The sequence below is a fragment of the Enterobacter hormaechei subsp. hoffmannii genome (genome assembly GCF_001729745.1).
Taxonomy (GTDB): Bacteria; Pseudomonadota; Gammaproteobacteria; order Enterobacterales; family Enterobacteriaceae; genus Enterobacter; species Enterobacter intestinihominis.
This window is the reverse complement of the sequence record NZ_CP017186.1, coordinates 2822632-2847184: the sequence shown is the minus strand read 5'-3', so window position 1 is coordinate 2847184 and position 24553 is coordinate 2822632. Positions and strand designations below refer to the sequence as shown.

Genomic DNA, 24553 nt, shown 5'->3' with positions numbered 1-24553 from the left:
TTTTTATTTATGTCGTTTTCGCAAATTCTCAATCACCGTCGTTAAATCCAGCTCCTGATCCTGAAGCAGCACCAGCAGGTGATACATCAAATCCGACGCTTCGTTCGTCAGCTCCTCCCGATCATGCACGGTGGCCGCCAGCGCCGTTTCAACGCCTTCTTCACCCACTTTCTGCGCAATCCGTTTGGTGCCGCTGGCGTACAGCTTCGCCGTGTATGAGCTCTCGGGATCCGCTGATTTACGCTCTGCCAGCAGCTGTTCCAGCTGATAGAGGAACAGCCACTGATGGCTCGCCTCGCCGAAGCAGCTGCTGGTGCCTTTGTGGCAGGTCGGCCCAATCGGGTTGACCAGCACCAGCAGGGTGTCGTTGTCGCAGTCTGGCGTAATGCTGACCACGTTCAGGAAGTGACCCGAGGTTTCCCCTTTCGTCCACAGGCGCTGTTTGGTGCGCGAGAAAAACGTCACCTTGCCGCTGTCGAGCGTTTTTGCCAGTGCCTCCTGGTTCATGTATCCCAGCATCAGCACTTCGCCTGAAACGGCATGCTGTACAACCACCGGCAGTAATCCGTCAGTTTTTTCCCAGTCCAGCTGCGCCTGTTGTTGCTCTGTTAACATACCCTGATCTCCACGCCCTGGTCGGCCAGGTACGTTTTTAACTCACCAATATTGATAATCTGTTTGTGGAACACGGAAGCGGCCAGCGCGCCGTCCACGTTCGCATCGCGGAAGGCTTCAAGGAAGTGTTCCATGGTTCCCGCGCCGCCGGAGGCAATCAGCGGAACCTGGCAGACCGCGCGCACTTTTTTCAGCTGCTCCAGGTCGTAACCGTTACGAACGCCGTCCTGGTTCATCATGTTCAGAACGATTTCACCCGCACCGCGTTTTTGCACTTCCCGCACCCAGTCCAGCGTCTCCCATTGGGTGACGCGCGTGCGGCTTTCATCTCCGGTGTACTGGTTGACGTGATATTTTCCCGTTGCGGCATCAAACCAGGTGTCGATCCCCACGACAATGCACTGCACGCCAAAGCGATCCGCCAGACGCGTAATCAGCTCCGGGTCGGCCAGGGCAGGGGAGTTAATCGAAATTTTATCCGCTCCGAAAGAGAGAATTTTCGCCGCATCGTCAGCAGATTTAATCCCGCCCGCCACGCAGAAGGGTATATCAATCACCTCTGCCACGCGCGCCACCCAGCTTTTGTCCACCACACGGCCATCGCTGGAGGCGGTGATATCGTAAAATACCAGTTCGTCTGCGCCTTCTTCGGCATAGCGTTTTGCCAGCGGAACGATGTCGCCAATGATCTCGTGGTTGCGGAACTGCACGCCTTTTACAACCTGACCATCACGCACGTCCAGGCAGGGAATTATCCGTTTTGCCAGCATTGAATCGCCTCCTTCACCGTAAATTTGCCTTCCAGCAGCGCGCGACCCACGATCACGCCGCGTACACCGGTTCCGCGCAGAGCGGCGATATCCGCCAGGTCGCCGATACCGCCAGAGGACTGGAACGCCACCTGCGGATAAGGCGCGCAAACCTCTTCATACAGCGAGACGTTAGAGCCTGCGAGCGTACCATCGCGTGAAATATCCGTGCACAGCACATGCTTTAGCCCTACGGGGAGATACATCTCAACCAGCTCTTCCAGCGTCACGCCGGAGTTTTCCTGCCAGCCGCTGACCGCGACCTGCTTGTTACCCTGTTCGTCAATGCGCACATCCAGCGCCAGCACCAGCGCATCCGCGCCGAAGCGGCGGAACCAGCCCTTGACCGTCTCAGGATCTTTCACAGCGGTCGAACCGACTACCACGCGCGCCACGCCCGCGTCCAGTAAGGCGGCAACATCGGCTTCCGTACGCACGCCGCCGCCCACCTGCACCGGGACGTCCACGCCAGCCACCAGTGTTTTAAGCAGTGGGATCTGGCGTTTGGCCGGATCTTTCGCGCCGGTCAGATCGACCAGGTGCAACACCTCAGCGCCCTCCGCGGCGTAAGCTTGTAACCGCGGCAGCGGGTCGTTGCCGTAGTCGCGCTGCTGTCCGTAATCGCCCTGGTGGAGACGAACAACCGTGCCGTCAATTAAATCTAAAGCGGGAATTATCATCACATCTCCAGGAAATTTTTCAGCAGCTGCGCGCCGGCGGCGCCGGAGCGTTCCGGGTGAAACTGCACGCCATAAAAGTTATCTTTCTGCACGGCGGCGGTGAACGCCTCGCCGTAATTGCACTGGGCGATGGTGTAGGTATTCACGGGCATGGCGTAGCTGTGGACGAAGTAGAAGTACGCGCCGTCTTCGATTCCCTGGAACAGCCTGTTGCCCGCCTTCGGATAAACGCGGTTCCAGCCCATGTGCGGCAGCGGCAGGCCGTGGTCGGTCATTTTCGGCACGTCTTCTTCTATAATGCCCAGCAGATCGACGCCGTTGCTCTCTTCGCTGCGGCGGCCAAGCAGCTGCATGCCGAGGCAAATGCCCAGCACCGGTTGAGTACAGGCTTTGATGAGATCCACCAGCTCGCGCTCGTGGATCTGATCCATCGCCGCCTGGGCGGTGCCTACGCCCGGCAGAAAGAGTTTATCCGCGCGCAGCACCACGTCCGGATCGCGGCTCACCACCGGCTCGTAGCCGTGGCGCATAATCGCCGACTGTACGGAGTTCAGGTTGGCGCATCCGGTGTCCAGAATCACCACGTTCATTACAGCACTCCTTTCGACGAGGGAAGGGCGTCACCTTCCACGCGGATCGCCTGGCGCAGGGTACGGCCAAAGGCTTTGAACAGGCTCTCGACGCGGTGGTGATCGTTTTTGCCTTTGGTTTTCAGATGCAGCGTCAGGCCCATAGTGTAAGAAAGCGAGCGGAAGAAGTGCTCCACCATCTCGGTGCTGAGATCGCCCACGCGCTGGTAAGTAAAGTCGGCTTTATATTCCAGGTGCGGACGTCCGGAGATATCCATCGCGCAGCGCGCCAGGCACTCGTCCATCGGCAGAACAAAGCCGAAGCGGTTGATGCCGCGTTTGTCGCCGAGCGCCAGCTTCAGGGCTTCGCCCAGCGCCAGGCCGGTATCTTCCACGGTGTGGTGATCGTCGATATACAGGTCGCCCTTAACCGTGATCTCCATGCGGAAGCCGCCGTGAGTGGCGATTTGATCCAGCATGTGGTCGAAGAAACCGACGCCGGTGTGGATCTTGCTGCCGCCTTCACGATCGAGCCAGACCTTCACGTCGATCTGCGTCTCTTTGGTGTTGCGTTCAACGTGAGAATAGCGGTCGCGTCTGGTGAGCTGCTCGCTAATCATCGCCCAGTTTAGCGTGTCGCGGTTATAGCGCAGGCCTGCAATGCCCATATTTTCGGCCAGCGTGATGTCCGTGACGCGATCGCCAATCACATAGCTGTTCGCTTTATCCAGCGCCTCTTCCGCCAGATAACGCTCAACAAGCTTCACTTTTGGCTTGCGGCAGTCGCACTCGTCGGCAGGCATGTGCGGGCAGATCAGCACCTCGTCGAAGGCGATGCCCTGCGAGGTCAGCACCTGCATCATCAGGTTGTGCGGGCCGTCAAAGTCCGCCTGCGGGAAGCTGTCTGTGCCCAGACCGTCCTGGTTGGTGATCATCACCAGCTTATAGCCTGCTTTCTGAAGCTTCAGCAGCACCGGGATCACGTCGGGTTCAAAGGCCAGCTTGTCGAAACGATCGACCTGAAAATCGCTGGGTGGCTCCGAGATGATGGTGCCGTCACGATCGATAAAGAGATACTTCTGACTCATACTTTCTCCGCTTTCAGGGCGTCAATCACGCGCTGGCTCTCAGCGCGGCTGCCGACGGTAATACGCAGGCAGCCGCTCAGGGTAGGTTGTTTATTCTGGTCTCGTAAGATAATGCCCTGATCCCACAACGATTTAAATATCGCGCTTGAGGCGGTGAAGCGCACCAGGATGTAGTTGGTCTCCGAGTCGAACACCTGCTCCACGCACGGAATCGTTTTCAGGGCATCGACTAGATACTGACGCTCCTCCAGGATCTGCGCCACACGCTCGCGCATCGCGCTGATGCCCTGCGGGGCCAGTGCCTGTGCCGCAATATCGGCAACCGGCGTTGAGAGCGGATACGGGGCGATCACTTTTAGCAGCAGGTCGATAACCGCTTTATTTGCCAGCGTAAAACCGCAGCGAAGACCGGCGAGAGCGAAGGCTTTCGACAGGGTACGCAGCACGACGAGATGCGGATACTCTTCAATCCAGCCTGCCAGCGTCGCCTGCGGGCAGAACTCAATGTAGGCTTCGTCGGCCACAACCAGCGCTTTGCCGCGCGTCATTTCCAGCAGGGAACGGATATCCTGCGGATTGATAATCTGCCCGGTCGGGTTGTTCGGGCTACAGACAAACACCACCTTCACGCCGTCGAGGTTATCGGCGATGCCCTGCAAATCCAGTTGCCAGTTGTCGAGCGCCTGCACGTTGCGGCAGGCCACGCCAAAGGTTTCGGCGCTGACGCTGTACATCCCGTAGGTGGGCTGGCAGTACATCACCGCGTCTTTGCCCGGCTCGCAGAAGGCGCGGATCAGCAGCTCAATCCCTTCATCCGCCCCGCGGCTGACCAGCACCTGCTCAGGCTTCACGCCTGCATACTGCGCATAGTTCTCGATCACCGCTTTCGGCTGACACTCCGGGTAGCGGTTCAGCGTCTGCTGCGAGAGCTCAAAGGCCACCGCCGTGGGGTATTCGTTGGCATTCAGCCAGACGTCGCCGTTCCCGCCGAGACGACGCGCAGACTGATAGGGCGTCAGGCGACGGACATTTTCGCGGGCTAATTCTTCGATGTTCATGCTTGCTCCTTCAGGGCGGCAACGCGCAGCGTCACGGCATTTTTGTGGGCAGTCAGGCGCTCGGCGGCGGCCAGGGTTTCGATGGTCGACGCCAGCGAGGCAAATCCCTCGCGGGAGAGTTCCTGCACGGTCATGCGCTTCTGGAAATCCGCCAGCCCCAGGCTGGAGCAGGTTGAGGTATAGCCATACGTGGGCAGCACGTGGTTGGTGCCGGAGGCGTAATCCCCGGCGGATTCCGGTGACCAGTCCCCGAGGAACACCGAGCCTGCGCTGGTTATGCTGTCGACCAGATCGCGCGCGTTACGGGTCTGAATAATCAGGTGCTCAGGACCGTACTGGTTGGAGATGGCGATGCACTGGTCGATATCGCGAGCCACAATCAGTCGGCTGGCCGATAGCGCCTGACGCGCCGTTTCCGCACGCGGCAGGTCGGCCAGCTGACGCTCAACGGCCTCGCCCACGCGTTTTGCCATATCGGCATCTGGCGTCAGTAAAATCACCTGCGAGTCAGGGCCGTGCTCGGCCTGCGAGAGCAGGTCAGAGGCCACGAAATCAGGTGTAGCGCCGCTGTCGGCAATCACCAGCACTTCAGACGGACCGGCAGGCATATCAATCGCCGCGCCGTCCAGACGCTGACTGACCTGGCGCTTCGCTTCAGTAACGTATGCGTTACCCGGGCCAAAGATTTTGTCGACTTTGGGAACAGACTCCGTCCCGAACGCCAGGGCGGAAATCGCCTGCGCGCCGCCCACTTTATAGATCGCCTGCACGCCGCACAGCTTCGCCGCATACAGGATCTCATCGGCGATCGGTGGCGGAGAGCAGAGCACCACCTTCTGACAACCGGCAATACGTGCCGGAGTGGCCAGCATCAGGACGGTCGAAAACAGCGGGGCAGAGCCGCCAGGAATATAGAGGCCAACGGACGCCACCGGGCGCGTCACCTGCTGGCAGCGCACGCCGGGCAGGGTTTCCACATCCACCGCCTGCAATTTCTGCGCGGTGTGGAAGGTATCAATATTTTTCACCGCGACGGCCATCGCCTGTTTGATCTCATCCCCAAGGCGGCTTTCCGCCCCGGCGATCTCCTGTGCGGTGACCTGTAACGCGTCGACCTCAGTTTTATCAAACTTCGCGCTGTACTCACGCAGCGCGTCGTCTCCGCGGGCTTTGACGTTATCGAGGATCTCCGCCACGGTGCGGGTGATGCTCTCCGAGGCGGAAATTGCCGGGCGCATCAGCAGCTCACGCTGTTGCGCGTCGCTACAGGTATTCCAGTCGATGATTGTGTTAAAGCTCATGGTCGTTACTCCATCATCTTCTCAATTGGCAGCACCAGAATAGAACTCGCGCCCAGCGCCTTCAGTTTTTCCATCGTTTCCCAGAACAGGGTTTCGCTGCTGACCATGTGCATCGCCACGCGCTGCTGGTCGCCCGCCAGCGGCAGAATGGTTGGGCGCTCAGCACCTGGCAGCAGGGCAATCACTTCGTCCAGGCGCTCGGTAGGCGCGTGCATCATGATGTATTTGGATTCACGCGCCTGAATCACGCCCTGAATACGGGTCAGCAGCTTGTCGATGAGCTGCTGTTTGGCATCGGCCATCTCGCCGTCGCGCTGGATAAGGCACGCTTTGGAGCGGTAGATCACCTCCACTTCGCGCAGGCCGTTGGCTTCCAGCGTGGCGCCGGTGGAGACGAGGTCACAGATGGCATCGGCCAGGCCCGCGCGTGGCGCCACTTCAACAGAGCCATTCAGCAGACAAGATTTAAACTGCACGCCTTTTTGATCGAGGTAACGCTTCAGCAGGTGAGGGTAAGAGGTGGCGATACGTTTGCCGTTCAGCGCGGCCGGGCCATCCCAGGCTTCATCAACCGGCGTGGCCAGCGACAGGCGGCAGCCGCCGAAGTCCAGACGACGCAGGGTAAAGTAGCGCGGATCTTCGCCCTGCGCGCGGCGGGTTAATAACTCTTCTTCCAGTACGTTTTCGCCGATGATGCCGAGGTCAACGACGCCATCCATCACCAGGCCCGGAATATCGTCATCACGTACGCGCAGAATGTCGATCGGCATATTTTCAGCCAGGGCGATCAGGCGCTGGGTGTGCAGGTTGATTTTAATCCCGCAGCGGGCCAGCAGTTCGCGTGAATCATCGCTTAAACGGCCTGATTTTTGAATAGCTATGCGTAAACGTGAGTTATCTAACATTCTGTGTTCCTCGTTAACCTGTTTTAACCTGTCTGAATGCGGTCCAAAAAAAAGCCCCCGGAAGAAGATCTTCCGGGGGCTTTTTCATGCGTTCATGCACCACTGGAAGATCCAAACGTCTTCCAGCACACATCGCCTGAAAGACTAGTCAGGATGATGGTGATGATGGTGGTTTTTAAAAGGAACGCGTGTCATATAAATTCTCGTTGAATGCTTATGCATTTGATGTCTTTTAACCTAAACCAGTTGTACGCCATAAAGCAAGGGCTTTTTTTGATCATTAATTCATTTCATATTGATGGTATGAATTGTGCGTTCCATAAGGCTGGCGTAGCCTTATAACAGGCGTCGTTAAGCGGAGAATGTCATGAAAAAGGTCGCGATTGTCGGATTAGGGTGGTTAGGAATGCCACTGGCGATGTCATTAGCCGCGAAAGGCTGGCAGGTGACAGGGAGTAAGACCACGCGGGACGGGGTTGAGGCGGCGCGCATGTGCGGCATTGATGGTGTCGAGTTGCGTCTCGAACCCGAGCTTATCTGCGATACCGACGAGCTGGATGAACTGATGAATGTGGACGCGCTGGTCATTACCTTACCAGCGCGGCGCAGCGGGCCGGGCGAGACGTTTTACCTGCAGGCGGTGCAGGAGATTGTCGACAGCGCCCTGGCGCACCATATTCCGCGTATCATTTTCACCAGCTCGACCTCCGTCTATGGCGATATCGACGGTACGGCGAAAGAAAACACCGAGCGCCGTCCCGTAACCGCCAGCGGACGGGTACTGAAAGAGCTGGAAGACTGGCTGCACAATCTGCCTGGCACGCAGGTGGATATTTTACGCCTCGCCGGGCTGGTGGGGCCGGGGCGTCATCCGGGACGCTTCTTTGCCGGTAAATCCGCGCCGGATGGTCAGCACGGCGTTAACCTTGTACACCTTGAAGATGTTATCGGTGCAATAGAGCTGCTTTTACAGGCTCCGAAAGGGGGGCACATCTATAATATATGTGCGCCTTCGCATCCGCCACGCAGCACCTTTTATCCGCTGATGGCGCGCCAGCTGGGTCTGGCGCCGCCGGTGTTCAGTGAGGCGCAGGGGGAGCGCAAAGGCAAAATTATTGATGGCAATCGTATTTGCCATGAACTGGGATTTGAATATCAGTATCCCGATCCGCTGGTTATGCCCATGGAATAATTGCGCCGGCGGAGGCCATCGCACACCGCAAGGGGGCGAAGATGAAACCGCTGCTGGATGTTCTTGTTATTCTGGATGCGCTGGAAAAAGAGGGGAGCTTTGCCGCCGCCTCGGCGAAGCTCTATAAAACCCCTTCGGCTCTGAGCTACACCGTGCAAAAGCTCGAGAGCGATCTTAATATTCAAATCCTTGACCGCACTGGCCATCGCGCGCGTTTCACCCGTACTGGGCAGATGCTGCTGGAAAAAGGGCGTGACGTGCTGCATACGGTTCGCGAGCTGGAAAAACAGGCCGTCAAACTTCATCAGGGCTGGGAAAATGAGCTGGTGATTGGGGTTGATGATACTTTCCCTTTTTCGCTGCTTACCCCGCTTATTGAGGCGTTCTATCAGCGCCATAGCGTCACGCGGCTGGTTTTTATCAACGGCGTGCTGGGCGGCTCGTGGGACGCCTTAACGCAGGGCAGGGCGGATATCATCGTTGGAGCGCTGCATGAGCCTCCTCAACTGAGTGAATTTGGTTTCGCCCGGCTGGGCGTTCTGGAGCAGATCTTTGCCGTTGCGCCTCACCACCCGCTGGCGAATGAACCGGAGCCTGTTTCAAGACGCGTTATTAAAAACCATCGCGCCATTGTGGTGGGAGACAGCTCCCGCCCCGAGTGCGGCATTTCATCGCAGCTTCTGGATGAGCAGGAGGCCATCACCGTTTTTGATTTTAAAACCAAGCTGGAACTGCAAATAAGCGGCCTGGGGTGCGGCTACCTTCCCCGTTATTTAGCACAGCGCTTTATTGAAAGCGGCGCGCTGGTGGAAAAACAGGTTTTAGCGCAGAGCAGTAACGAATCGGTATGGGTGGGCTGGAATGAACAGACCGCCGGGCTTGCCAGCGCCTGGTGGCGAGACGAAATTTTAGCAAATAGTGCTATCGCCACAGTTTACACTCAGGCAGATGATGGGAAATCAAGCAGTTAGTAAAATTAATTTATGGGCAGGTTTCTCAATGTATTGCCTTTTGTATCTGGAATAGGGCAAAATGCCGCCGCTGCAAACAAATGAATAATCGACGATATAAAAGGCGTCGGTTATTTTTTTTTGCATGTACGAAACGAAACTAAAAACCAAGAGGCCGGGCTTCGTACCGGATAGATATTTACTAAAATCCGACAGTTGTTGTCGCTGAGGAAGAAAGAAATGGGGCAATTTTTCGCTTACGTGGCGGTTATCACCGTAAAGGAGAATAACTATGTCGCATAACGCAACTCCAAACACCTCTCGCGTGGAATTACGTAAAACGCTTACGTTGATTCCGGTTGTTATGATGGGCCTTGCCTATATGCAACCGATGACGCTGTTCGATACATTCGGTATCGTATCAGGCCTTACTGACGGTCACGTTGCAACGGCGTACGCCTTTGCACTGGTCGCCATTCTCTTTACAGCGTTGAGCTACGGTAAACTGGTTCGCCGTTTCCCGTCCGCAGGCTCTGCGTACACCTATGCTCAGAAATCCATTAGCCCGGCTGTTGGCTTTATGGTGGGCTGGTCATCACTGCTGGACTACCTGTTCATGCCGATGATCAACATTCTGCTGGCAAAAATTTACTTCGAAGCGCTGGTACCTTCCGTACCGTCGTGGATCTTCGTTGTGGCGCTGGTGGCCTTTATGACCATCTCTAACCTGCGCAGCATCAAGACCGTGGCTAACTTCAACACCCTGATCGTGATCCTTCAGATGGGGATTGTTGCGGTTATCGTTGGGCTGATCATCTACGGCGTTTCCCACGGTGAAGGCGCAGGTACGCTGACCAGCACCCGTCCGTTCTGGTCTGAAGGTGCGCACGTTGTGCCGATGATCACCGGGGCGACTATCCTGTGCTTCTCGTTCCTGGGCTTCGACGGTATCTCTTCTCTGTCTGAAGAGACCAAAGATGCCGAGCGCGTGATCCCGAAAGCGATTTTCCTGACCGCGCTGATTGGCGGCCTGATCTTCATCGGTGCGTCTTATTTCTTACAGCTGTACTTCCCGGATATCTCTCGCTTTAAAGATCCGGATGCATCGCAGCCTGAAATCATGCTGTACGTGGCGGGTAAAACCTTCCAGTGGGGCGTGCTGATCTTCTCCAGCGTCACCGTACTGGCATCCGGTATGGCAGCGCACGCGGGCGTTTCTCGTCTGATGTACGTGATGGGCCGTGACGGTGTGTTCCCAACTCGCTTCTTTGGTTACGTGCATCCGAAATGGCGTACCCCGGCGTGGAACGTGCTGCTGGTGGGCGCAATTGCCCTGCTGGCAATCAAGTTCGACCTGGTAACGGCCACTGCGCTGATTAACTTTGGTGCGCTGGTGGCGTTCACCTTCGTTAACCTCTCCGTGATTTCGCAGTTCTGGATCCGTGAGAAGCGCAACAAGACGCTGAAGGACCACATCAACTATCTGGTGCTGCCAGTGTGTGGTGCCCTGACGGTGGGCGCCCTGTGGATCAACCTGGAAGAGAGCTCAATGGTTCTGGGTCTGATCTGGGGTGCAATCGGTCTGATTTACCTGGCTTGCGTAACGAAGAGCTTCCGCAACCCGGTTCCTCAGTACGAAGACGTCGCGTAAGACTGTGTCGGGTGGCGGCTATGCTCAACCCGACCTACAGTTTTGTAGGCCGGGTAAGCGTTAGCGCCACCCGGCAAAAAAAAAGCCGGAGACATCGCCTCCGGCTTTTTTGTACCCGCTACTCAGACAATTTCTTGCGCGTATTGGAACAGCGCTTTCAGCAGCGCCTGTTTCTCAGCATCCCCTTCATACTGGCCGTAAAGCATCTCCAGCTCCTGGGCATAGCTATTAAGAAACTCCGGTGTAAACACGTTGCGCCGATGCTGTAACCAGCGCTCCTGCTCTGCTTCATCCAGCGAGCCTGGATAGTTGCGCGCACGGTAGTTAAACATCAGCTTCTCAATGCGCTTATCTGCGAAGGTGATATCCAGCGCGGGCAGGTTACGCGGGTCGGTTTGCAGCACGATGTTCATCGCCGCGCGATCGGCATCGCTGAAGAAGCCGTTATAAAGCTGCGCATCCACATTCTCAGACGGCATGAACGGCTCTGCTTCGGCAAAAATGGCGACGACTTTCTCGCGCACCTGCGGGTTGTCGCGCAGCACTTTCAGGTTATCGAGGCAGTGCTGACGGTTAATCCCCAGCCGGTCGGCGTCTTCCGGGCGCAGCGTGTTGGCCTGCGCAAGCACCGGGCATTTATTGATGTGCACCAGTTTTACCGGTACGGCTGGCAGGTCACCCAGCGCCTCTTTCGGCGTATAAAGCCGTTCACGTAAGGTGTCGCTGTCGAGCTCAAGCAGCGACGAGATATCCCCGGCAAGATCCACCATGATGACGGCGTTACGGTTGTCCGGATGCCAGGCAAGCGGCGCCACCCAGCTTGTGTTCCCGCGCCACGCGCCAAACATCCCTGAAATGTGCACCAGCGGTTTCATCTGCGGCACGTCAATCAGCGTCATCAGCTTTTGCTTGCTGCGATGGCTCAGCAGATACTCAAACAGGCGCGGCTGCGCGGTTTTTACGAGCTTCGCCATAGCGATGGTCGCGTAGACGTCTGCCATCGCGTCGTGGGCGTTGCTGTGCTCGATGCCGTTGGCCCGCGTCAGGTGCTCGAGCCTGAAGCTCGGCAAGCCGTCGTCGTTCTCCGGCCAGTTAATTCCCTCCGGGCGCAGCGCATAGCAGGCGCGCATAATATCCAGCAAATCCCAGCGCGAATTGCGGTTCTGCCAGCTCCAGGCATAGGGATCGTAGAAGTTGCGGTAGAAGATATTGCGCGTCACTTCATCGTCAAAACGGATGTTGTTGTAACCCACCACGCAGGTATTGGGCACCGTGAACAGGTCGTGGATGCGACAGGCAAATTCTGCTTCGCTAACGCCTTTATCCCGCGCTTCCTGAGGGGTGATGCCCGTCACCATCACCGCGCCCGGCTGCGGCAGATAGTCATCGGCGGGTTTACAGTAAAACACCTCGGGTTCGCCGATGACGTTAAATTCGTCATCGGTTCGGATAGCCGCAAACTGCGCCGGTCGGTCCAGCGCCGGATGGGTGCCAAAGGTTTCGTAATCGTGGAACAAAAAAGTCGGGCGCGCGGCAGAGTCAGACACCAGTAATCTCATCCTGTTAAAAATTGACGTCTCTATGGTAAACGATTGGGGTGAGCAGTCCGAATAAAAAGCACCTTCAGGCAAGAAATTTGCGAGATTTGTTCCGAAAAAATCTGCGTGCTGTCACATTTTTTTGCAATTAAGGCAGGTAACGACATCAGAACTCCCGTAAAAAGGTCATCGATTTTTACTGACCTGAGGATATACCGTTGAAACGCCGTCTGTTTATTGCTGTTTCTTTACTCGCTTCGAGTATTTCATCCGCGCTGGCTGCCGAGCCGCTGGATTTTTCACCTCAGCCGCCTGCCATCCAGGCAGGATCCTGGGTATTGATGGATTACACCACGGGTCAAATCTTAACGGCGGGCAACGAACATCAGCAGCGTAATCCGGCGAGCCTGACCAAACTGATGACGGGGTACGTTGTCGATCGTGCCATTGATAGCCACCGCATCAGCCCCGATGACATTGTGACGGTCGGACGTGACGCCTGGGCAAAAGGCAATCCGGTCTTTGACGGTTCGTCTCTGATGTTTCTGAAGCAGGGCGATCGGGTTTCTGTGCGCGATCTCAGCCGCGGCCTGATTGTTGATTCCGGCAATGACGCCTGCGTGGCGCTGGCGGATCACGTGGCGGGCGGTCAGCCGCAGTTCGTCAGGATGATGAATGACTACGTTGAAAAGCTGAACCTGCGCGATACCCACTTCGAAACCGTACACGGGCTGGATGCACCGGGTCAGCACAGCTCCGCTTACGATCTCGCCGTGCTTTCCCGGGCCATCATCCACGGCGAGCCTGAGTTCTACCACATGTACAGCGAGAAGAGTCTGACCTGGAACGGCATCACTCAGCAGAACCGCAACGGCCTGCTGTGGGATAAGACCATGAACGTGGATGGTCTGAAAACGGGACACACCTCGGGCGCGGGCTTTAACCTGATCGCCTCCGCGGTGGATGGTCAGCGTCGACTGATTGCGGTGGTGATGGGGGCAGACAGCCCGAAAGGACGTGAAGATCAGGCGCGCAAGCTGCTCCACTGGGGACAGCAAAATTTCGATACGGTGCAGATCCTGCATAACGGCAAAAAAGTGGGAACCGAACGCATCTGGTATGGCGATAAAGAGCAGATCGCGCTGGGCACGGATCAGGATTTCTGGCTGGCATTACCCAAAACAGAAGTGCCGAACATCAAGGCGAAATATGTAATGGATAAAAAAGAGCTGGAAGCGCCGATCGCCGCGCATCAGCGGGTAGGGGAGATCCAGCTGTACGATCGTGACAAGGTGGTAGCGCACTGGCCATTGGTTACGCTGGAGCGCGTTGAAAAGGGCGGCCTTTTCTCCCGCCTCGGCGATTATCTGCATCATAAACTCTAACCTTTTCGGGCAGACTGGCAGTGTTGCGAGTCTGCTCACATAATAAACACTCCTGGTTTGCCGATAATCTCGATTCTGCTTTATAGTGTATATATATACAGTAATAAACGGAGGCAGCATGGACTACAGCATCAGGCAGCAACAGAAACGTACGATCGCTGGCTTTCATCTCGTGGGGCCGTGGGAAAAGACGGTCAAGCAGGGATTTGAACAGCTGGTTATGTGGGTAGATGGACGTCATATTCAGCCGCAGGAGTGGGTGGCCGTTTATTATGACAATCCGGATGACGTGCCGGCGGAAAAGCTTCGCTGCGTTACCGCCGTAACGGTAGCGGACGATTTCACTATCCCTGATAACAGCGAAGGGGTAATGCTGACCGAAATTGCTGCCGGAGAGTATGCTATTGCCGCCGCGCGCGTCGAAAATCATGATTTCGCCACCCCATGGTATCAGTTCTTCAACTCCCTGCTGGAAGACAGCAAATTCCAGATTGCGCCAAAACCCTGCTTCGAACGCTATCTGAACGATGGCAATGCTGACGGCTACTGGGATATTGAGATGTTTGTACCGGTAGAGCACAAAGTGGGATAATCCTGCGAAACGCAGGGTTTTTCAGCCGGGCGCGATCCACCCGGCTGAAAACACAGTACAATTGTGGTTTGCCGTAGAGCTGGAGACGGGTGTGCGCCCCGACAAGTCATTAACCCCTTTTGAAATTCGGTTATACAAACATTATCGCGTGGTGCACGGTTGCCGCATTGCGCTGGCGTTTGTGCTGACCTTCGTACTGGTTCGTTTGCTGGATATCCCGGAAGGAACGTGGCCGCTGATCACGCTGGTGGTGGTGATGGGGCCGATCTCATTCTGGGGGAACGTGGTCCCTCGCGCTTTCGAACGCATAGGCGGTACCGTTTTAGGCTCGGCGCTTGGGCTTATCGCCCTGAAGCTGGAGCTAATTTCATTTCCGTTCATGTTGCTGTGGTGTGCGGTGGCGATGTTTCTTTGCGGATGGCTGGCCCTCGGCAAGAAACCGTATCAGGCGCTGCTGATTGGCATTACGCTCGCGGTAGTGGTCGGCGCACCGGCGGGCGATATGACCACCGCATTGTGGCGAAGCGGGGACGTGATCCTCGGCTCGTTGCTCGCCATGCTGTTTACCGGCATCTGGCCGCAGCGCGCCTTCCTGCACTGGCGCATTCAGATGGCAAACTACGTCACGGCATTTAACCGGGTTTACCAGGCCGGGTTTTCGCCGAATCTGATTGAGCGTCCGCGGCTGGAAAAGCACCTGCAAAAAATCCTTAATGATGTGGTCAAAATGCGCGGGTTAATTACCCCGGCAAGCAAAGAGACGCATATCCAGAAAGCCATTTTTGAAGCCATTCAAACGGTCAGCCGTAATCTGGTCTGTATGCTTGAACTGCAAATCAATGCCCACTGGGCCTCACGCCCCAGCCATCTTCTGATGCTCAACGCGCATACGCTGAAAGAGACGCAGCAGATGACGCAACAGACCCTGCTGACCATCGCTCATGCACTTTACGAAGGTAACCCACAGCCGATACGGGCGAACAGCGAGCGGCTGAATGACATCGTCATCGAGCTCAAACAGCTGATGAATGAGCGTCAGGGCGACAATGTGTCGGAAACGCCCATCCACGGCTATGTCTGGCTGAGTATGGAGCTGGCGCGACAGCTGGAGTTGTTATCGCAGCTGATTTGCCGGGCACTGCGCAAATAAAAAGCGTATGTGATGCCTGCTGCTTCGATTCAGCAACAATTAGGTTTATGATGGTTTTAAACGATATACTCATTGTCATTCGCAGCCGCTGTCTGTTAAAACGGTTGCTTTAACGAATCCGAATCTCACATTATCAGGGGTGTAAAAATGGAAACTACCAAGCCTTCGTTCCAGGATGTTCTGGAGTTCGTCCGCCTGTTCCGCCGCAAAAACAAGCTACAGCGCGAAATCCAGGACGTAGAGAAGAAGATCCGTGACAACCAGAAACGTGTCCTGCTGCTGGACAACCTGAGCGACTACATCAAGCCAGGTATGAGCGTTGAAGCCATTCAGGGCATCATCGCCAGCATGAAGAGCGATTATGAAGATCGCGTTGATGACTACATCATCAAAAACGCTGAGCTGTCCAAAGAGCGTCGCGACATCTCCAAAAAGCTGAAAGTGATGGGCGAAATCAAAAACGTCGACGCTAAAGGCGAGTAATCGCACACTCTGTTGCCCGGTGGCGCTGCGCTTACCGGGCCTGCAAGACCGTAGGTCGGGTAAGCGTAGCGCCACCCGACAATTTACGTGGCGCAGAAAAGCAAAAAGCCTGCTCTAAAAGCAGGCTTTTTTAATTTGGCTCCTCTGACTGGACTCGAACCAGTGACATACGGATTAACAGTCCGCCGTTCTACCGACTGAACTACAGAGGAATCGTTGTGGAGGCTTATCTTAGCGGCGAAAAAACTTTTGTCAAACCTGATCTCAGGCAAAAGTGATTGTTTGATGATTCTGTCGTCATTTTGTTGTAAATCCAAACATAATTTTATGGAAAATACTTTGCAGGATACGCATTTCTGCCCCATCATTTGAAATGGAGTTTCAACTTTCTCGTTAAGGCCCATTTTGAACGTCACCGCACCCCTGCGCCAGGCGATTATGCGCACGCCCTGGTATGCAAAACGTAAGAGTTATCGAGTTCTGTTCTGGCGTGAAATCACCCCCCTTGCTGTGCCTATTTTCCTGGAGAATACCTGCGTCCTGTTGATGGGGGTGTTAAGCACCTTCCTGGTGAGCTGGCTCGGTAAAGAAGCCATGGCCGGAGTAGGGCTGGCGGACAGTTTCAACATGGTTGTGATGTCCTTCTTTGCCGCTATCGATCTCGGTACAACGGTAGTGGTGGCGTTTAGTCTTGGAAAACTCGATCCAAAACGCGCCCGGGAGGCGGCCAGACAGTCGCTGATGATCATGACCCTCTTTTCGATCATCCTGGCGGCGGTTATCCATTATTACGGCAAAGAAATTATCGACATCGTCGCGGGTGAAGCGACAGGTGAAGTGAAGGACCTGGCGCTCACCTATCTGGAAATGACGGTGCTGAGCTATCCGGCGGCTGCCATCGCGCTGATTGGTAGCGGTGCGCTTCGTGGCGCAGGGAATACCAAAATTCCGCTGTTAATAAACGGCGGCATGAACATCCTGAACATCATTATCAGCAGCGTTTTGATTTACGGCGTCTTTTCCTGGGAGGGGCTGGGCTTTGTCGGCGCGGGATTAGGGCTGACCATTTCCCGCTATATTGGTGCGGCGGCGATAATCGGCGTACTGATGGCGGGAATTACGCCATCGCTGCGCCTGACGCTTAAAAGCTATTTCCGTCCGCTTAACTTCGCCATTATCTGGGAAGTGATGGGGATCGGGATTCCGGCCAGCATCGAATCCGTGTTGTTTAACGGTGGGAAACTGCTGACGCAGATGTTTGTTGCCGGGATGGGAACAGACGTCATCGCCGGCAACTTTATTGCTTTTTCCATCGCCTCGCTCATTAACCTGCCCGGAAACGCACTGGGATCGGCGTCGACGATCATCACCGGCAGACGCCTCGGAAAGGGGCAGATAGGGCAGGCGGAACGGCAGCTTCGGCATGTCTTCTGGCTTTCAACCATTGGACTGACGGCGATTGCGTGGGGAACTGCGCCTTTAGCCGGGCTGATGGCCTCGTTCTATACGCACGAAAATGACGTGAAAGAGGTCGTGAAGGTGCTGATTTGGCTCAACGCGGCGTTTATGCCAATTTGGGCCGCGTCCTGGGTACTTCCTGCCGGGCTGAAAGGGGCGCGCGATGCCCGGTTTGCGATGTGGGTCTCCATGCTCGGCATGTGGGGCTGCCGCGTCGTGGCGGGCTACACGCTGGGGGTAATGTTAGGTATGGGCGTTGTCGGCGTCTGGCTGGGGATGTTCCTTGACTGGGCCGTGCGCGGCGTGCTGTTCTACTGGCGCATGGTGAGCGGACGCTGGCTGTGGAAATATCCGCGAAAAAAACCGGAGCAGGAGGTTTCGGAAACGGCAAGTGCCTGACAAATGTGCGAAGTGGAGAATAAATCGGCAAACGATTGAAAATCTGCATTCACCCTTTGACATCCTCAGGGCGCATCGATAATATGCGCCCCGTTCACACGATTCCTCTGTAGTTCAGTCGGTAGAACGGCGGACTGTTAATCCGTATGTCACTGGTTCGAGTCCAGTCAGAGGAGCCAAATTTGAAAAGCCTGCTTTTAAAGCAGGCTTTTTGCTTTGCTGCGTTCAGTAAAATTGTCGGGTGGTGGCTTCGCCTTACCCGACCTACAAAAACATCGAATCGTAGGCCGGGTAAGGCGAAGCCACCACCCGGCAAAAGTCGCACTACCGGTTCACACGTATTGGCGCCGTTGCCTCCACCAGCCACGGCCGCGCATCGCTGTCCACCCGGGGTGAAAGCGCCTCTCGTACCTGCTGGTGGTACTCATCCAGCCACTGTTTTTCTGACTCGCTCAACAGATGCAGCTCCACCTGGCTTAAATCGATTGGGATCAGCGTCAGCGAGGCAAACTTACAAAATCCCGGACGGCTTTCGACAATCTCCACCTGGTTTTCAATGCGAATACCGTGGCTATCGCCCAGGTAGTAACCCGGCTCAATGGTCATAATATTGCCCGCCACCAGCGGCCACGGGTTGACCTTTTGCGCAAAACGGTGCGGGTTCTCGTGGATCAGAAGCTGATGCCCTACGCCATGCCCGGTGCCGTGGTCGTAATCCAGTCCCAACTCCCACAGCGGACGGCGCGCAAAGGCATCCAGCTGGTGCCCCTGAGTGCCGGACGGGAACTGAAGGGTAATCAGCGACAGGAAGCCTTTAAGCACAGCGGTGTAGTGCAAACGCTGCTGTGGATCGACCTTTCCCCAGGCCAGGGTACGCGTCGCGTCCGTGGTGCCGTTGCGGTACTGCCCCCCGGAATCATTCAGGTAAAAGTGGTCGTGGCCGATGGGCTTGTTGCTGGCCTCGCTTGAGTGGTAATGGCACATCGCCGCGTTACTCGCGGAAGCGGAAATGGTGGCGAAACTCGGCTCGACAAAGCCAGGCTGTTGCAGGCGGAACGCAAGCTGTTTCGCCTGCACGTCAAGCTCGGTCAGCGGCATTCCCGACGCGGCTCGCTGAGTAACTTCCCGGCTCAGCCAGGCCAGGAAATTCACCCATGCCGCACCGTCCTGGTGATGGCATTCACGATAGCCCGCCAGCTCCACCGGGTTTTTCGTAGCTTTCATCAGGGTGATCGGGTCGGTCTGCCAGATAATTTCCCCCTGAGGTTCAACCGCAAAGCGTAACGCCACCGGTGCGGAATCGGGATCGATCATGACCCGCTTACCCTGCGCAAGCTGCCTACAGCGCGGGATAAAGGCCTCCTGGGGCGCAATCGTGAAGGCGTTCCGCACGGCATCCGGCAGCGCATTCAGCTTGCTATCATCCACAAACCATTCCACCGCACCCTCGCGGCTCAGCAGGGCAAACGACAGAGGCACCGGGCAAAAGGGGATATCTGAGCCCCGCACGTTCAGCAGCCAGGCGATATTGTCCGGCAGGGTAACGGCCAGATAATCCGCGCGGTGCTCTGCAAGCACGGCGGCGGCGCGCTGGCGTTTGGCGGCGCTGCTTTCGCCGCTGATGTCTACAGGCATCTCGCGGATAAGCCCTGCGGGGGCGGCAGGGCGGTCAACCCAGAGGGTATCGAACGGAGAGCGCGCGAGCGGTACCAGTTCGCACGGCGTGGCCGAGAGCCGCGTAAACTCTGCATTGGTCATCAGCAGCGTATCAAAGCCGATGCGCGTGCCGGCCGCAACGTTTTTCGCCAGCCACTCGGCCAGCGGCTCGTTGTGCAGATGGTGGATCTCCACCTCGTGGAGATTGACCTGTACGCGGGCCTGAACCTGATAGCGTCCGTCAACAAACAGCAGCGCTCTGTCTTTCAGTACCAGCGCAAGCCCCGCCGAGCCGTCAAAGCCCGTCAGCCAGGCCAGCTTTGCATCATACGGTGCGCAAGATTCGCTCTGCCAGGCATCGGCGCGCGGCACAATCATCCCGTCGAGCTGATTGTCCTGTAGCCACTGGCGCAGGGCCGTAAGCGGTGATGTGGTGTGCATATTGTGTCCTTAGTATCACCTAAACGGTGGCTCATTGAAGGTGCGCAGCTTACGGGAATGCAGTTTGTCGCCCTCTGCACGCAGTAAATCGATGGCGCGAATACCAATCTGAAGGTGCTCTGAGATCGCCCCTTCGTAGAAACGGTTCGCCTGACCCGGCAGTTTGATCTCGCCGTGCAGCGGTTTATCGGACACGCACAGCAGCGTGCCGTACGGGACGCGGAAGCGGTAGCCCTGCGCGGCAATGGTGGCGCTTTCCATATCGATCGCGACCGCACGGCTGAGATTGAAACGCAGGGCGGAGGCGGAATAGCGAAGCTCCCAGTTACGATCGTCGGTGGTGACGACCGTACCGGTACGCAGGCGCTGCTTCACCTCTTCACCCGGCATGCCGCTCACCTCTTTGGTGGCGTCGTACAGGGCGCGCTGTACTTCAGCGATACTCGGGATAGGAATGTCCGGCGGCAGAACCGCGTCAAGAACATGGTCGTCACGCAGATAAGCGTGGGCGAGGACATAATCACCAATCAGCTGGCTTTCACGCAGGCCGCCGCAGTGGCCGATCATCAGCCAGACGTCCGGGCGCAGTACCGCCAGATGGTCGCAGATGGTTTTCGCATTCGACGGGCCAACGCCGATGTTAATCAACGTAATGCCCTGACCGTCGGCGGTGACCAGGTGCCAGGCGGGCATCTGGTGCTTTTTCCATGCCAGGTCGGAGATGGCCTCTTCCGGTGCTTCGGTTTCGGCAGTGATCCAGATCCCGCCCGCGCAGGAGAGAGCGATGTAAGGGCTGTCCGGGTCAAGGATCTGGCTACAGCCCCAGCGGACAAATTCGTCTACATAGCGGGTGTAGTTGGTAAACAGTACGAACGGCTGGAAATGTTCGGCTGGGGTGCCGGTGTAGTGGCGCAGGCGTGCCAGCGAAAAATCGACACGGCGGGCATCAAAGTGCGACAGCGGTGAAAACTCTGCCGGGTGATAGATCCCGTCCGCCGTCTCATCGCCAATCTGCGACAGCTCAGTGGTCGGGAAATGACGGGTCAGTCCCGCGCTCATGGAGCGATCCAGCGTCAGCGCTGAGCCGTCTATCACGTACGGGTAAGGGATCTCGTGCAGGGACGGTTCAACGCTGATATGCGCGCCGTAATCCTGATACAGCAGGGTAAGCTGCTCTTCCAGGTAGGGGCGGAACAGCGCAGGACGCGTGATGGTCGTGCTGTAACAGCCGGAGTGGGTGAAACGCGCATAGGCGCGGGTTTTCGGATTGCTGCTGGCGCTGCCGTCCCAGGTGACAGAGAGCGATGGATAAACAAAAAGGCCCTGGGTTCTGGCCTTTTCATCGGGAAGTTTCCCTGTTTCGATATAGTCACTGATGGCGCTGCGCAGTGCATTGACGGACTGTTCATACAGCGCGTCGAGTTTTTCCAGCGCCTGAGCCGGGGTCAGGCTGGAGCCCTTATTATTCATGTCTGTCTCCTTGTTCCACAGGTGTGCGGCTATAACCGATAGTATGTCACACGCCTGTGAAACAAAAGTGAGGAGATCAGCTGTGCGCGGTTTCCTTCATCAACAGGGCGGTGGCAGCAGAAAGCAGGCAACCTGCCAGCAGATAAATCGCCACGCTATGCCAGTTCCCGCCGGAGAACGTCACCAGCGCGGCGGCGATAAACGGCGTAAACCCGCCGCCGACCACGCTCGCCACCTGATATCCCACGCCCGCGCCGCTGTAGCGGTAGCTTGCGCCAAACAGCTCGGTAAACATCGGCTGCTGCACGCAGACCACCATATCGTGAGCGATGTTCGCGAGCATGATCGCGAAGAAGACAATCCAGAAGACCGACTGTGCCTCCAGCGCCATAAAGAACGGCCAGGCGCTGAGTGTGCCGATGAGCGCCCCGGTGATATACACCCGTCGACGGCCAAAGCGATCCGCCAGCCAGGCGAAGCAGGGGATGGTCAGGCAGCTGATCCCGCCCACCACCAGGCCAATATTCAGGAACAATTCCCGCGGCAGGCCGAGGTTTTGCGTGGAGTAGTTGAGGGCGAAGGCGGTGACGATATACATCGTCAGCAGTTCGCACAGGCGCAGGGCGATAATTTTCAGAAAAGCGCCAGGGTGCTGCACCAGCGCTTCCATCACCGGCAGCCGTTTTTTCGCGACCGGTTTTACGCGTTGCTGCTGCTCAAACTCAGCCGACTCTTCCATGCCGTTACGGATCCACAGGGCCACCACGACCAGCACAATGCTGAAGATAAACGGAATACGCCAGCCCCAGCTCAGGAACTGCTCGTCTGTCGTGAGCTGGCTTATGAGCGACACCAGGCCCGTGGAGAGCAGCAGACCCACGCCATAACCTACCTGCACGCCGCTGCTGTAGAACGCTTTCTTGTTCTTCGGCGCGCTTTCCACGGACAGCAGTGCCGCGCCGCCCCATTCGCCGCCGACGGCAAAGCCCTGAATGGCGCGCAGCGTCACCAGCAACACCGGGGCCCACCAGCCAATCGATGCAAAGGAGGGCAAAATACCGATCAGCGCGGTGGCAATGCCCATCATCCAGACGGTGAGCATCAGCATGCGCTTACGGCCAAGGCGATCGCCGAAGTGGCCGAAAATTATCCCGCCCAACGGACGAAACAGAAAACCGACGCCGAAGGTGGCAAACGCAGCAAGCGTGCCCATGGCGGGGCTGATCTGAGGAAAGAATTCACGGTTAAAGACCAGCGCAGCGGTAATACCGTAGAGCAGAAAGTCATACCAGTCGACGACGGCGCCTGCGAAGCTACCTAAAGCGGCGCGGCGGGCGCGGTTAAGCGAAGGTGTCTCCTCGTTGCGGCGAGCGGAGATGAGGGTGGAGTCCATAGTTGTCCTGTCTGTACTGATTTTTAATTATTGGTATAAGAAAAGGTCACTCACGTTGCAGCCGTCATATTGACGGAACGTATGAGACTACCGCGACAGACGGCCTGAGAAAACGTTTTTATCTTTCCTGAAAGCGCAGAATCAATAAATTTCATCTTATCGGGTCCCAATATAAATCAGCCTGTTTGGCTCCGGTTAGGGCTGAATGGTTTACAGTAATAATGATCGCTGTGTGACGTAAGCTGAGGGAATAACGATGCAACGCCTCTTTCCTGCACTCTGGGTAGTCCTATTTTTGGTGGCTTCGCCGCTGCATGCGGAGCCAAAAGTCTACGGCGAACAGCGCATCCACCGCTGGTGGGATGCGGTAACAGACGATATTTCCCAGACCTGGGAGCAGCCAGATCGTTACGATCTCTACCTGCCGTTTCTGAGCTGGCATGCCCGCTTTATGTATGACAAAGAGAAAACGGATAACTACAACGAAATGCCGTGGGGCGGCGGACTGGGCGTTTCTCGCTACAACGACGAGGGCAACTGGAGCGCACTCTTTGCCATGATGTTTAAAGATTCACATAACGAGTGGCAGCCCGCGATGGGCTACGGCTGGGAAAAGGGCTGGTATCTGGATAACGCAAAAGATTTCCGTCTGGGGCTGGGGGCCGCCGCGGGGATCACCGCGCGCGACGACTTTGCTAACTATGTCCCGCTGCCGTTTATCTTCCCGCTTTTTTCTGCCGGATATAAGCGCGTCACCGTACAGTTCACCTATATTCCCGGAACCTACAACAACGGCAACGTGCTGTTTGCCTGGCTGCGCCTGGGCTTTTAAAGAGTGATCACTTTTTTGGCCACTGCGTTGGACAGAATCAGCAGCGAAAACAGGACCGACGTAACAAAGGTGAGCACAATCAGAGCAAGTTTGGTGCTCAGGGACGTTACCGGAATGAGCGCCGTCAGCAGGTGAAACACCGAGTAGTGCATGATATAGACCCCGGTCATCGTTTTGCTAATGGCGGCCAGCACGGACTCTTTAAACTCCGCATTGCGGCGAAAACGTACGCCGTTGGCCGCAATCACCAGGGCAATAATCAGGATGTAGATTTGCGATCCGGTGAGGATAAAGGCGTTTCTGTCCGCTTTAAATAGCGCAAAAAAGAAATGCCGTTCGTAAAACCACGTGAAGAGATAGATAAACGGTATGGCAATCACCGCTGCCCTGACCACATTTTTGCGGCCGATCCACGCCGCAATCTGCGGATCGCAAAAGAGCTGCCCCGTCAGATAAAACAGCAGCCACGTCCACAGGCGATACTGCGGCGACAATGAAAGCACGTGGACATCAGGATAGAGGGCTGACAGCAAATCGTACCCGTATGAGAAAAGCAGCAGGGTGGCAATCACCCCGCAAAACAGCGTTCGCCGCTGGCTGAGCCACTCCACCGCCGGATGAAAAGTGTAAATCACGACAAACGCGAACACGAACCAAGGCTGGATCAGATATCCGCGCTGATAGGGCTCCCACAGGTAGTAAATGGTTACCCAGAACAGAAAGACGATCACCAGGCTTTTGATCTTATCCAGCTGCCAGCGCGTGCCGTGTCGGGATTGCCCATCCAGATACCCTGCAACCACAAAAAACAACGGCGTGGCGATGGTCGAAATGAAGGTTAAAAAACCGAGTATCCAGTGATAGTCATAATCGTAATGGTCCCAGGTGTTGTAGATGGTGAAGAAGGTGACCGCCGTCATACAGCCCAGCGTCTTGAT

Annotated in this window: 23 protein-coding genes, 2 tRNA genes, 1 pseudogene and 1 other annotated feature; of the genes and pseudogenes, 11 read left to right on the top strand and 15 right to left on the bottom strand. The window is 56.5% G+C overall.

All coding sequences use genetic code 11. The annotated features are described in order from the left end of the window. Positions 1-3: 3 nt before the first annotated feature. The 9 genes from hisIE to hisL form a co-directional block, all read right to left on the bottom strand. On the bottom strand, positions 4-615 hold the full coding sequence (gene hisIE / locus BFV65_RS13410) for a bifunctional phosphoribosyl-AMP cyclohydrolase/phosphoribosyl-ATP diphosphatase HisIE (RefSeq protein ID WP_023306558.1): 612 nt from the start codon (positions 613-615) through the stop codon (positions 4-6). Beyond that, positions 609-1385 carry an imidazole glycerol phosphate synthase subunit HisF gene (gene hisF / locus BFV65_RS13405; RefSeq protein WP_063849677.1) on the bottom strand — a complete coding sequence of 259 codons (777 nt, stop codon included), beginning with the start codon at positions 1383-1385 and terminating at the stop codon, positions 609-611. The genes hisIE and hisF overlap by 7 nt, the downstream gene beginning before the upstream one ends. Beyond that, entirely contained in the window at positions 1367-2104 is a 738-nt protein-coding gene (gene hisA / locus BFV65_RS13400) for a 1-(5-phosphoribosyl)-5-[(5-phosphoribosylamino)methylideneamino]imidazole-4-carboxamide isomerase (RefSeq protein WP_069596748.1), read from the bottom strand. Before hisA ends, hisF begins: the two co-directional genes overlap by 19 nt. After that, a complete protein-coding gene (gene hisH, locus BFV65_RS13395; protein ID WP_003859485.1) occupies positions 2104-2694 on the bottom strand; it encodes an imidazole glycerol phosphate synthase subunit HisH in 591 nt (196 codons plus the stop codon). The genes hisA and hisH overlap by 1 nt, the downstream gene beginning before the upstream one ends. After that, positions 2694-3761, bottom strand: coding sequence for a bifunctional histidinol-phosphatase/imidazoleglycerol-phosphate dehydratase HisB (hisB, locus tag BFV65_RS13390; protein WP_069596747.1), 1068 nt, complete (start codon positions 3759-3761; stop codon positions 2694-2696). The genes hisH and hisB overlap by 1 nt, the downstream gene beginning before the upstream one ends. Continuing rightward, positions 3758-4819, bottom strand: a complete 1062-nt coding sequence (gene hisC / locus BFV65_RS13385) for a histidinol-phosphate transaminase (protein ID WP_069596746.1) — start codon at positions 4817-4819, stop codon at positions 3758-3760. Before hisC ends, hisB begins: the two co-directional genes overlap by 4 nt. Continuing rightward, positions 4816-6120 (bottom strand): histidinol dehydrogenase, encoded by a 1305-nt coding sequence (hisD, locus tag BFV65_RS13380; protein ID WP_023300525.1) that lies wholly within the window; start codon positions 6118-6120, stop codon positions 4816-4818. The genes hisC and hisD overlap by 4 nt, the downstream gene beginning before the upstream one ends. Positions 6121-6125: 5 nt before the next feature. Beyond that, complete coding sequence (hisG, locus tag BFV65_RS13375) at positions 6126-7025, bottom strand: ATP phosphoribosyltransferase (RefSeq protein ID WP_000886595.1); 900 nt, start codon at positions 7023-7025, stop codon at positions 6126-6128. Positions 7026-7070: 45 nt separating this feature from the next. Beyond that, positions 7071-7194 (bottom strand) — a sequence feature (His leader region). Next, positions 7170-7220 carry a his operon leader peptide gene (gene hisL, locus BFV65_RS23170; protein ID WP_099516347.1) on the bottom strand — a complete coding sequence of 17 codons (51 nt, stop codon included), beginning with the start codon at positions 7218-7220 and terminating at the stop codon, positions 7170-7172. It overlaps the preceding feature by 25 nt. Positions 7221-7392: 172 nt before the next feature. Between hisL and BFV65_RS13370 the strand changes: the two genes are divergently transcribed. The 4 genes from BFV65_RS13370 (at position 7393) to BFV65_RS13360 (ending at position 10818) form a co-directional block, all read left to right on the top strand. Beyond that, positions 7393-8217, top strand: a complete 825-nt coding sequence (locus tag BFV65_RS13370; protein ID WP_006811206.1) for an SDR family oxidoreductase — start codon at positions 7393-7395, stop codon at positions 8215-8217. A gap of 41 nt (positions 8218-8258) precedes the next feature. After that, entirely contained in the window at positions 8259-9188 is a 930-nt protein-coding gene (locus tag BFV65_RS13365) for a LysR substrate-binding domain-containing protein (RefSeq protein ID WP_069596745.1), read from the top strand. Positions 9189-9407: 219 nt separating this feature from the next. After that, positions 9408-9470, top strand: a complete 63-nt coding sequence (yoeI, locus tag BFV65_RS23165) for a membrane protein YoeI (RefSeq protein ID WP_099458931.1) — start codon at positions 9408-9410, stop codon at positions 9468-9470. Next, a complete protein-coding gene (locus BFV65_RS13360) occupies positions 9460-10818 on the top strand; it encodes an APC family permease (RefSeq protein WP_022648602.1) in 1359 nt (452 codons plus the stop codon). Before yoeI ends, BFV65_RS13360 begins: the two co-directional genes overlap by 11 nt. 122 nt (positions 10819-10940) lie before the next feature. Here the strand turns inward: BFV65_RS13360 and sbcB are convergent, their stop codons facing one another. Further along, positions 10941-12377 carry an exodeoxyribonuclease I gene (sbcB, locus tag BFV65_RS13355; RefSeq protein WP_418744688.1) on the bottom strand — a complete coding sequence of 479 codons (1437 nt, stop codon included), beginning with the start codon at positions 12375-12377 and terminating at the stop codon, positions 10941-10943. A 191-nt stretch (positions 12378-12568) separates the two neighbouring features. On the opposite strand from sbcB, the gene dacD reads away from it, so the two are divergent. From dacD to BFV65_RS13335, 4 genes are all read left to right on the top strand, one after another. Next, positions 12569-13741 (top strand): serine-type D-Ala-D-Ala carboxypeptidase DacD, encoded by a 1173-nt coding sequence (gene dacD / locus BFV65_RS13350; RefSeq protein WP_139153368.1) that lies wholly within the window; start codon positions 12569-12571, stop codon positions 13739-13741. A gap of 118 nt (positions 13742-13859) precedes the next feature. Beyond that, a complete protein-coding gene (gene sbmC, locus BFV65_RS13345) occupies positions 13860-14333 on the top strand; it encodes a DNA gyrase inhibitor SbmC (protein WP_022648599.1) in 474 nt (157 codons plus the stop codon). Between the two features lie 91 nt (positions 14334-14424). Then, complete coding sequence (locus BFV65_RS13340) at positions 14425-15483, top strand: FUSC family protein (RefSeq protein WP_022648598.1); 1059 nt, start codon at positions 14425-14427, stop codon at positions 15481-15483. A gap of 147 nt (positions 15484-15630) precedes the next feature. Beyond that, entirely contained in the window at positions 15631-15966 is a 336-nt protein-coding gene (locus tag BFV65_RS13335; RefSeq protein ID WP_000450410.1) for a DUF496 family protein, read from the top strand. Between the two features lie 136 nt (positions 15967-16102). Here the strand turns inward: BFV65_RS13335 and BFV65_RS13330 are convergent. Next, positions 16103-16178: transfer RNA gene (locus BFV65_RS13330), tRNA-Asn, on the bottom strand. 161 nt (positions 16179-16339) lie between these two features. Here BFV65_RS13330 and emmdR point away from each other — a divergent pair. Continuing rightward, a pseudogene (emmdR, locus tag BFV65_RS13325) lies at positions 16340-17823 on the top strand (multidrug efflux MATE transporter EmmdR). Positions 17824-17926: 103 nt separating this feature from the next. Then, positions 17927-18002: transfer RNA gene (locus tag BFV65_RS13320), tRNA-Asn, on the top strand. Between the two features lie 145 nt (positions 18003-18147). Here BFV65_RS13320 and BFV65_RS13315 read toward each other — a convergent pair. The 3 genes from BFV65_RS13315 to shiA form a co-directional block, all read right to left on the bottom strand. Then, entirely contained in the window at positions 18148-19920 is a 1773-nt protein-coding gene (locus BFV65_RS13315) for an aminopeptidase P family protein (RefSeq protein WP_069596743.1), read from the bottom strand. A gap of 15 nt (positions 19921-19935) precedes the next feature. Next, the gene (locus tag BFV65_RS13310) at positions 19936-21390 is read right to left on the bottom strand and encodes an AMP nucleosidase (RefSeq protein ID WP_022648595.1); all 1455 of its coding nucleotides are present in this window, start codon (positions 21388-21390) and stop codon (positions 19936-19938) included. Positions 21391-21466: 76 nt separating this feature from the next. Beyond that, positions 21467-22783, bottom strand: coding sequence for a shikimate transporter (gene shiA / locus BFV65_RS13305; RefSeq protein WP_063199184.1), 1317 nt, complete (start codon positions 22781-22783; stop codon positions 21467-21469). A 256-nt stretch (positions 22784-23039) separates the two neighbouring features. Here shiA and pagP point away from each other — a divergent pair, with 256 nt between their 5' ends. Continuing rightward, positions 23040-23615 carry a lipid IV(A) palmitoyltransferase PagP gene (pagP, locus tag BFV65_RS13300; protein ID WP_023300518.1) on the top strand — a complete coding sequence of 192 codons (576 nt, stop codon included), beginning with the start codon at positions 23040-23042 and terminating at the stop codon, positions 23613-23615. Here pagP and BFV65_RS13295 read toward each other — a convergent pair. Next, positions 23612-24535, bottom strand: coding sequence for an acyltransferase (locus BFV65_RS13295; protein ID WP_161956935.1), 924 nt, complete (start codon positions 24533-24535; stop codon positions 23612-23614). The genes pagP and BFV65_RS13295 overlap by 4 nt on opposite strands. Positions 24536-24553: the final 18 nt, after the last annotated feature.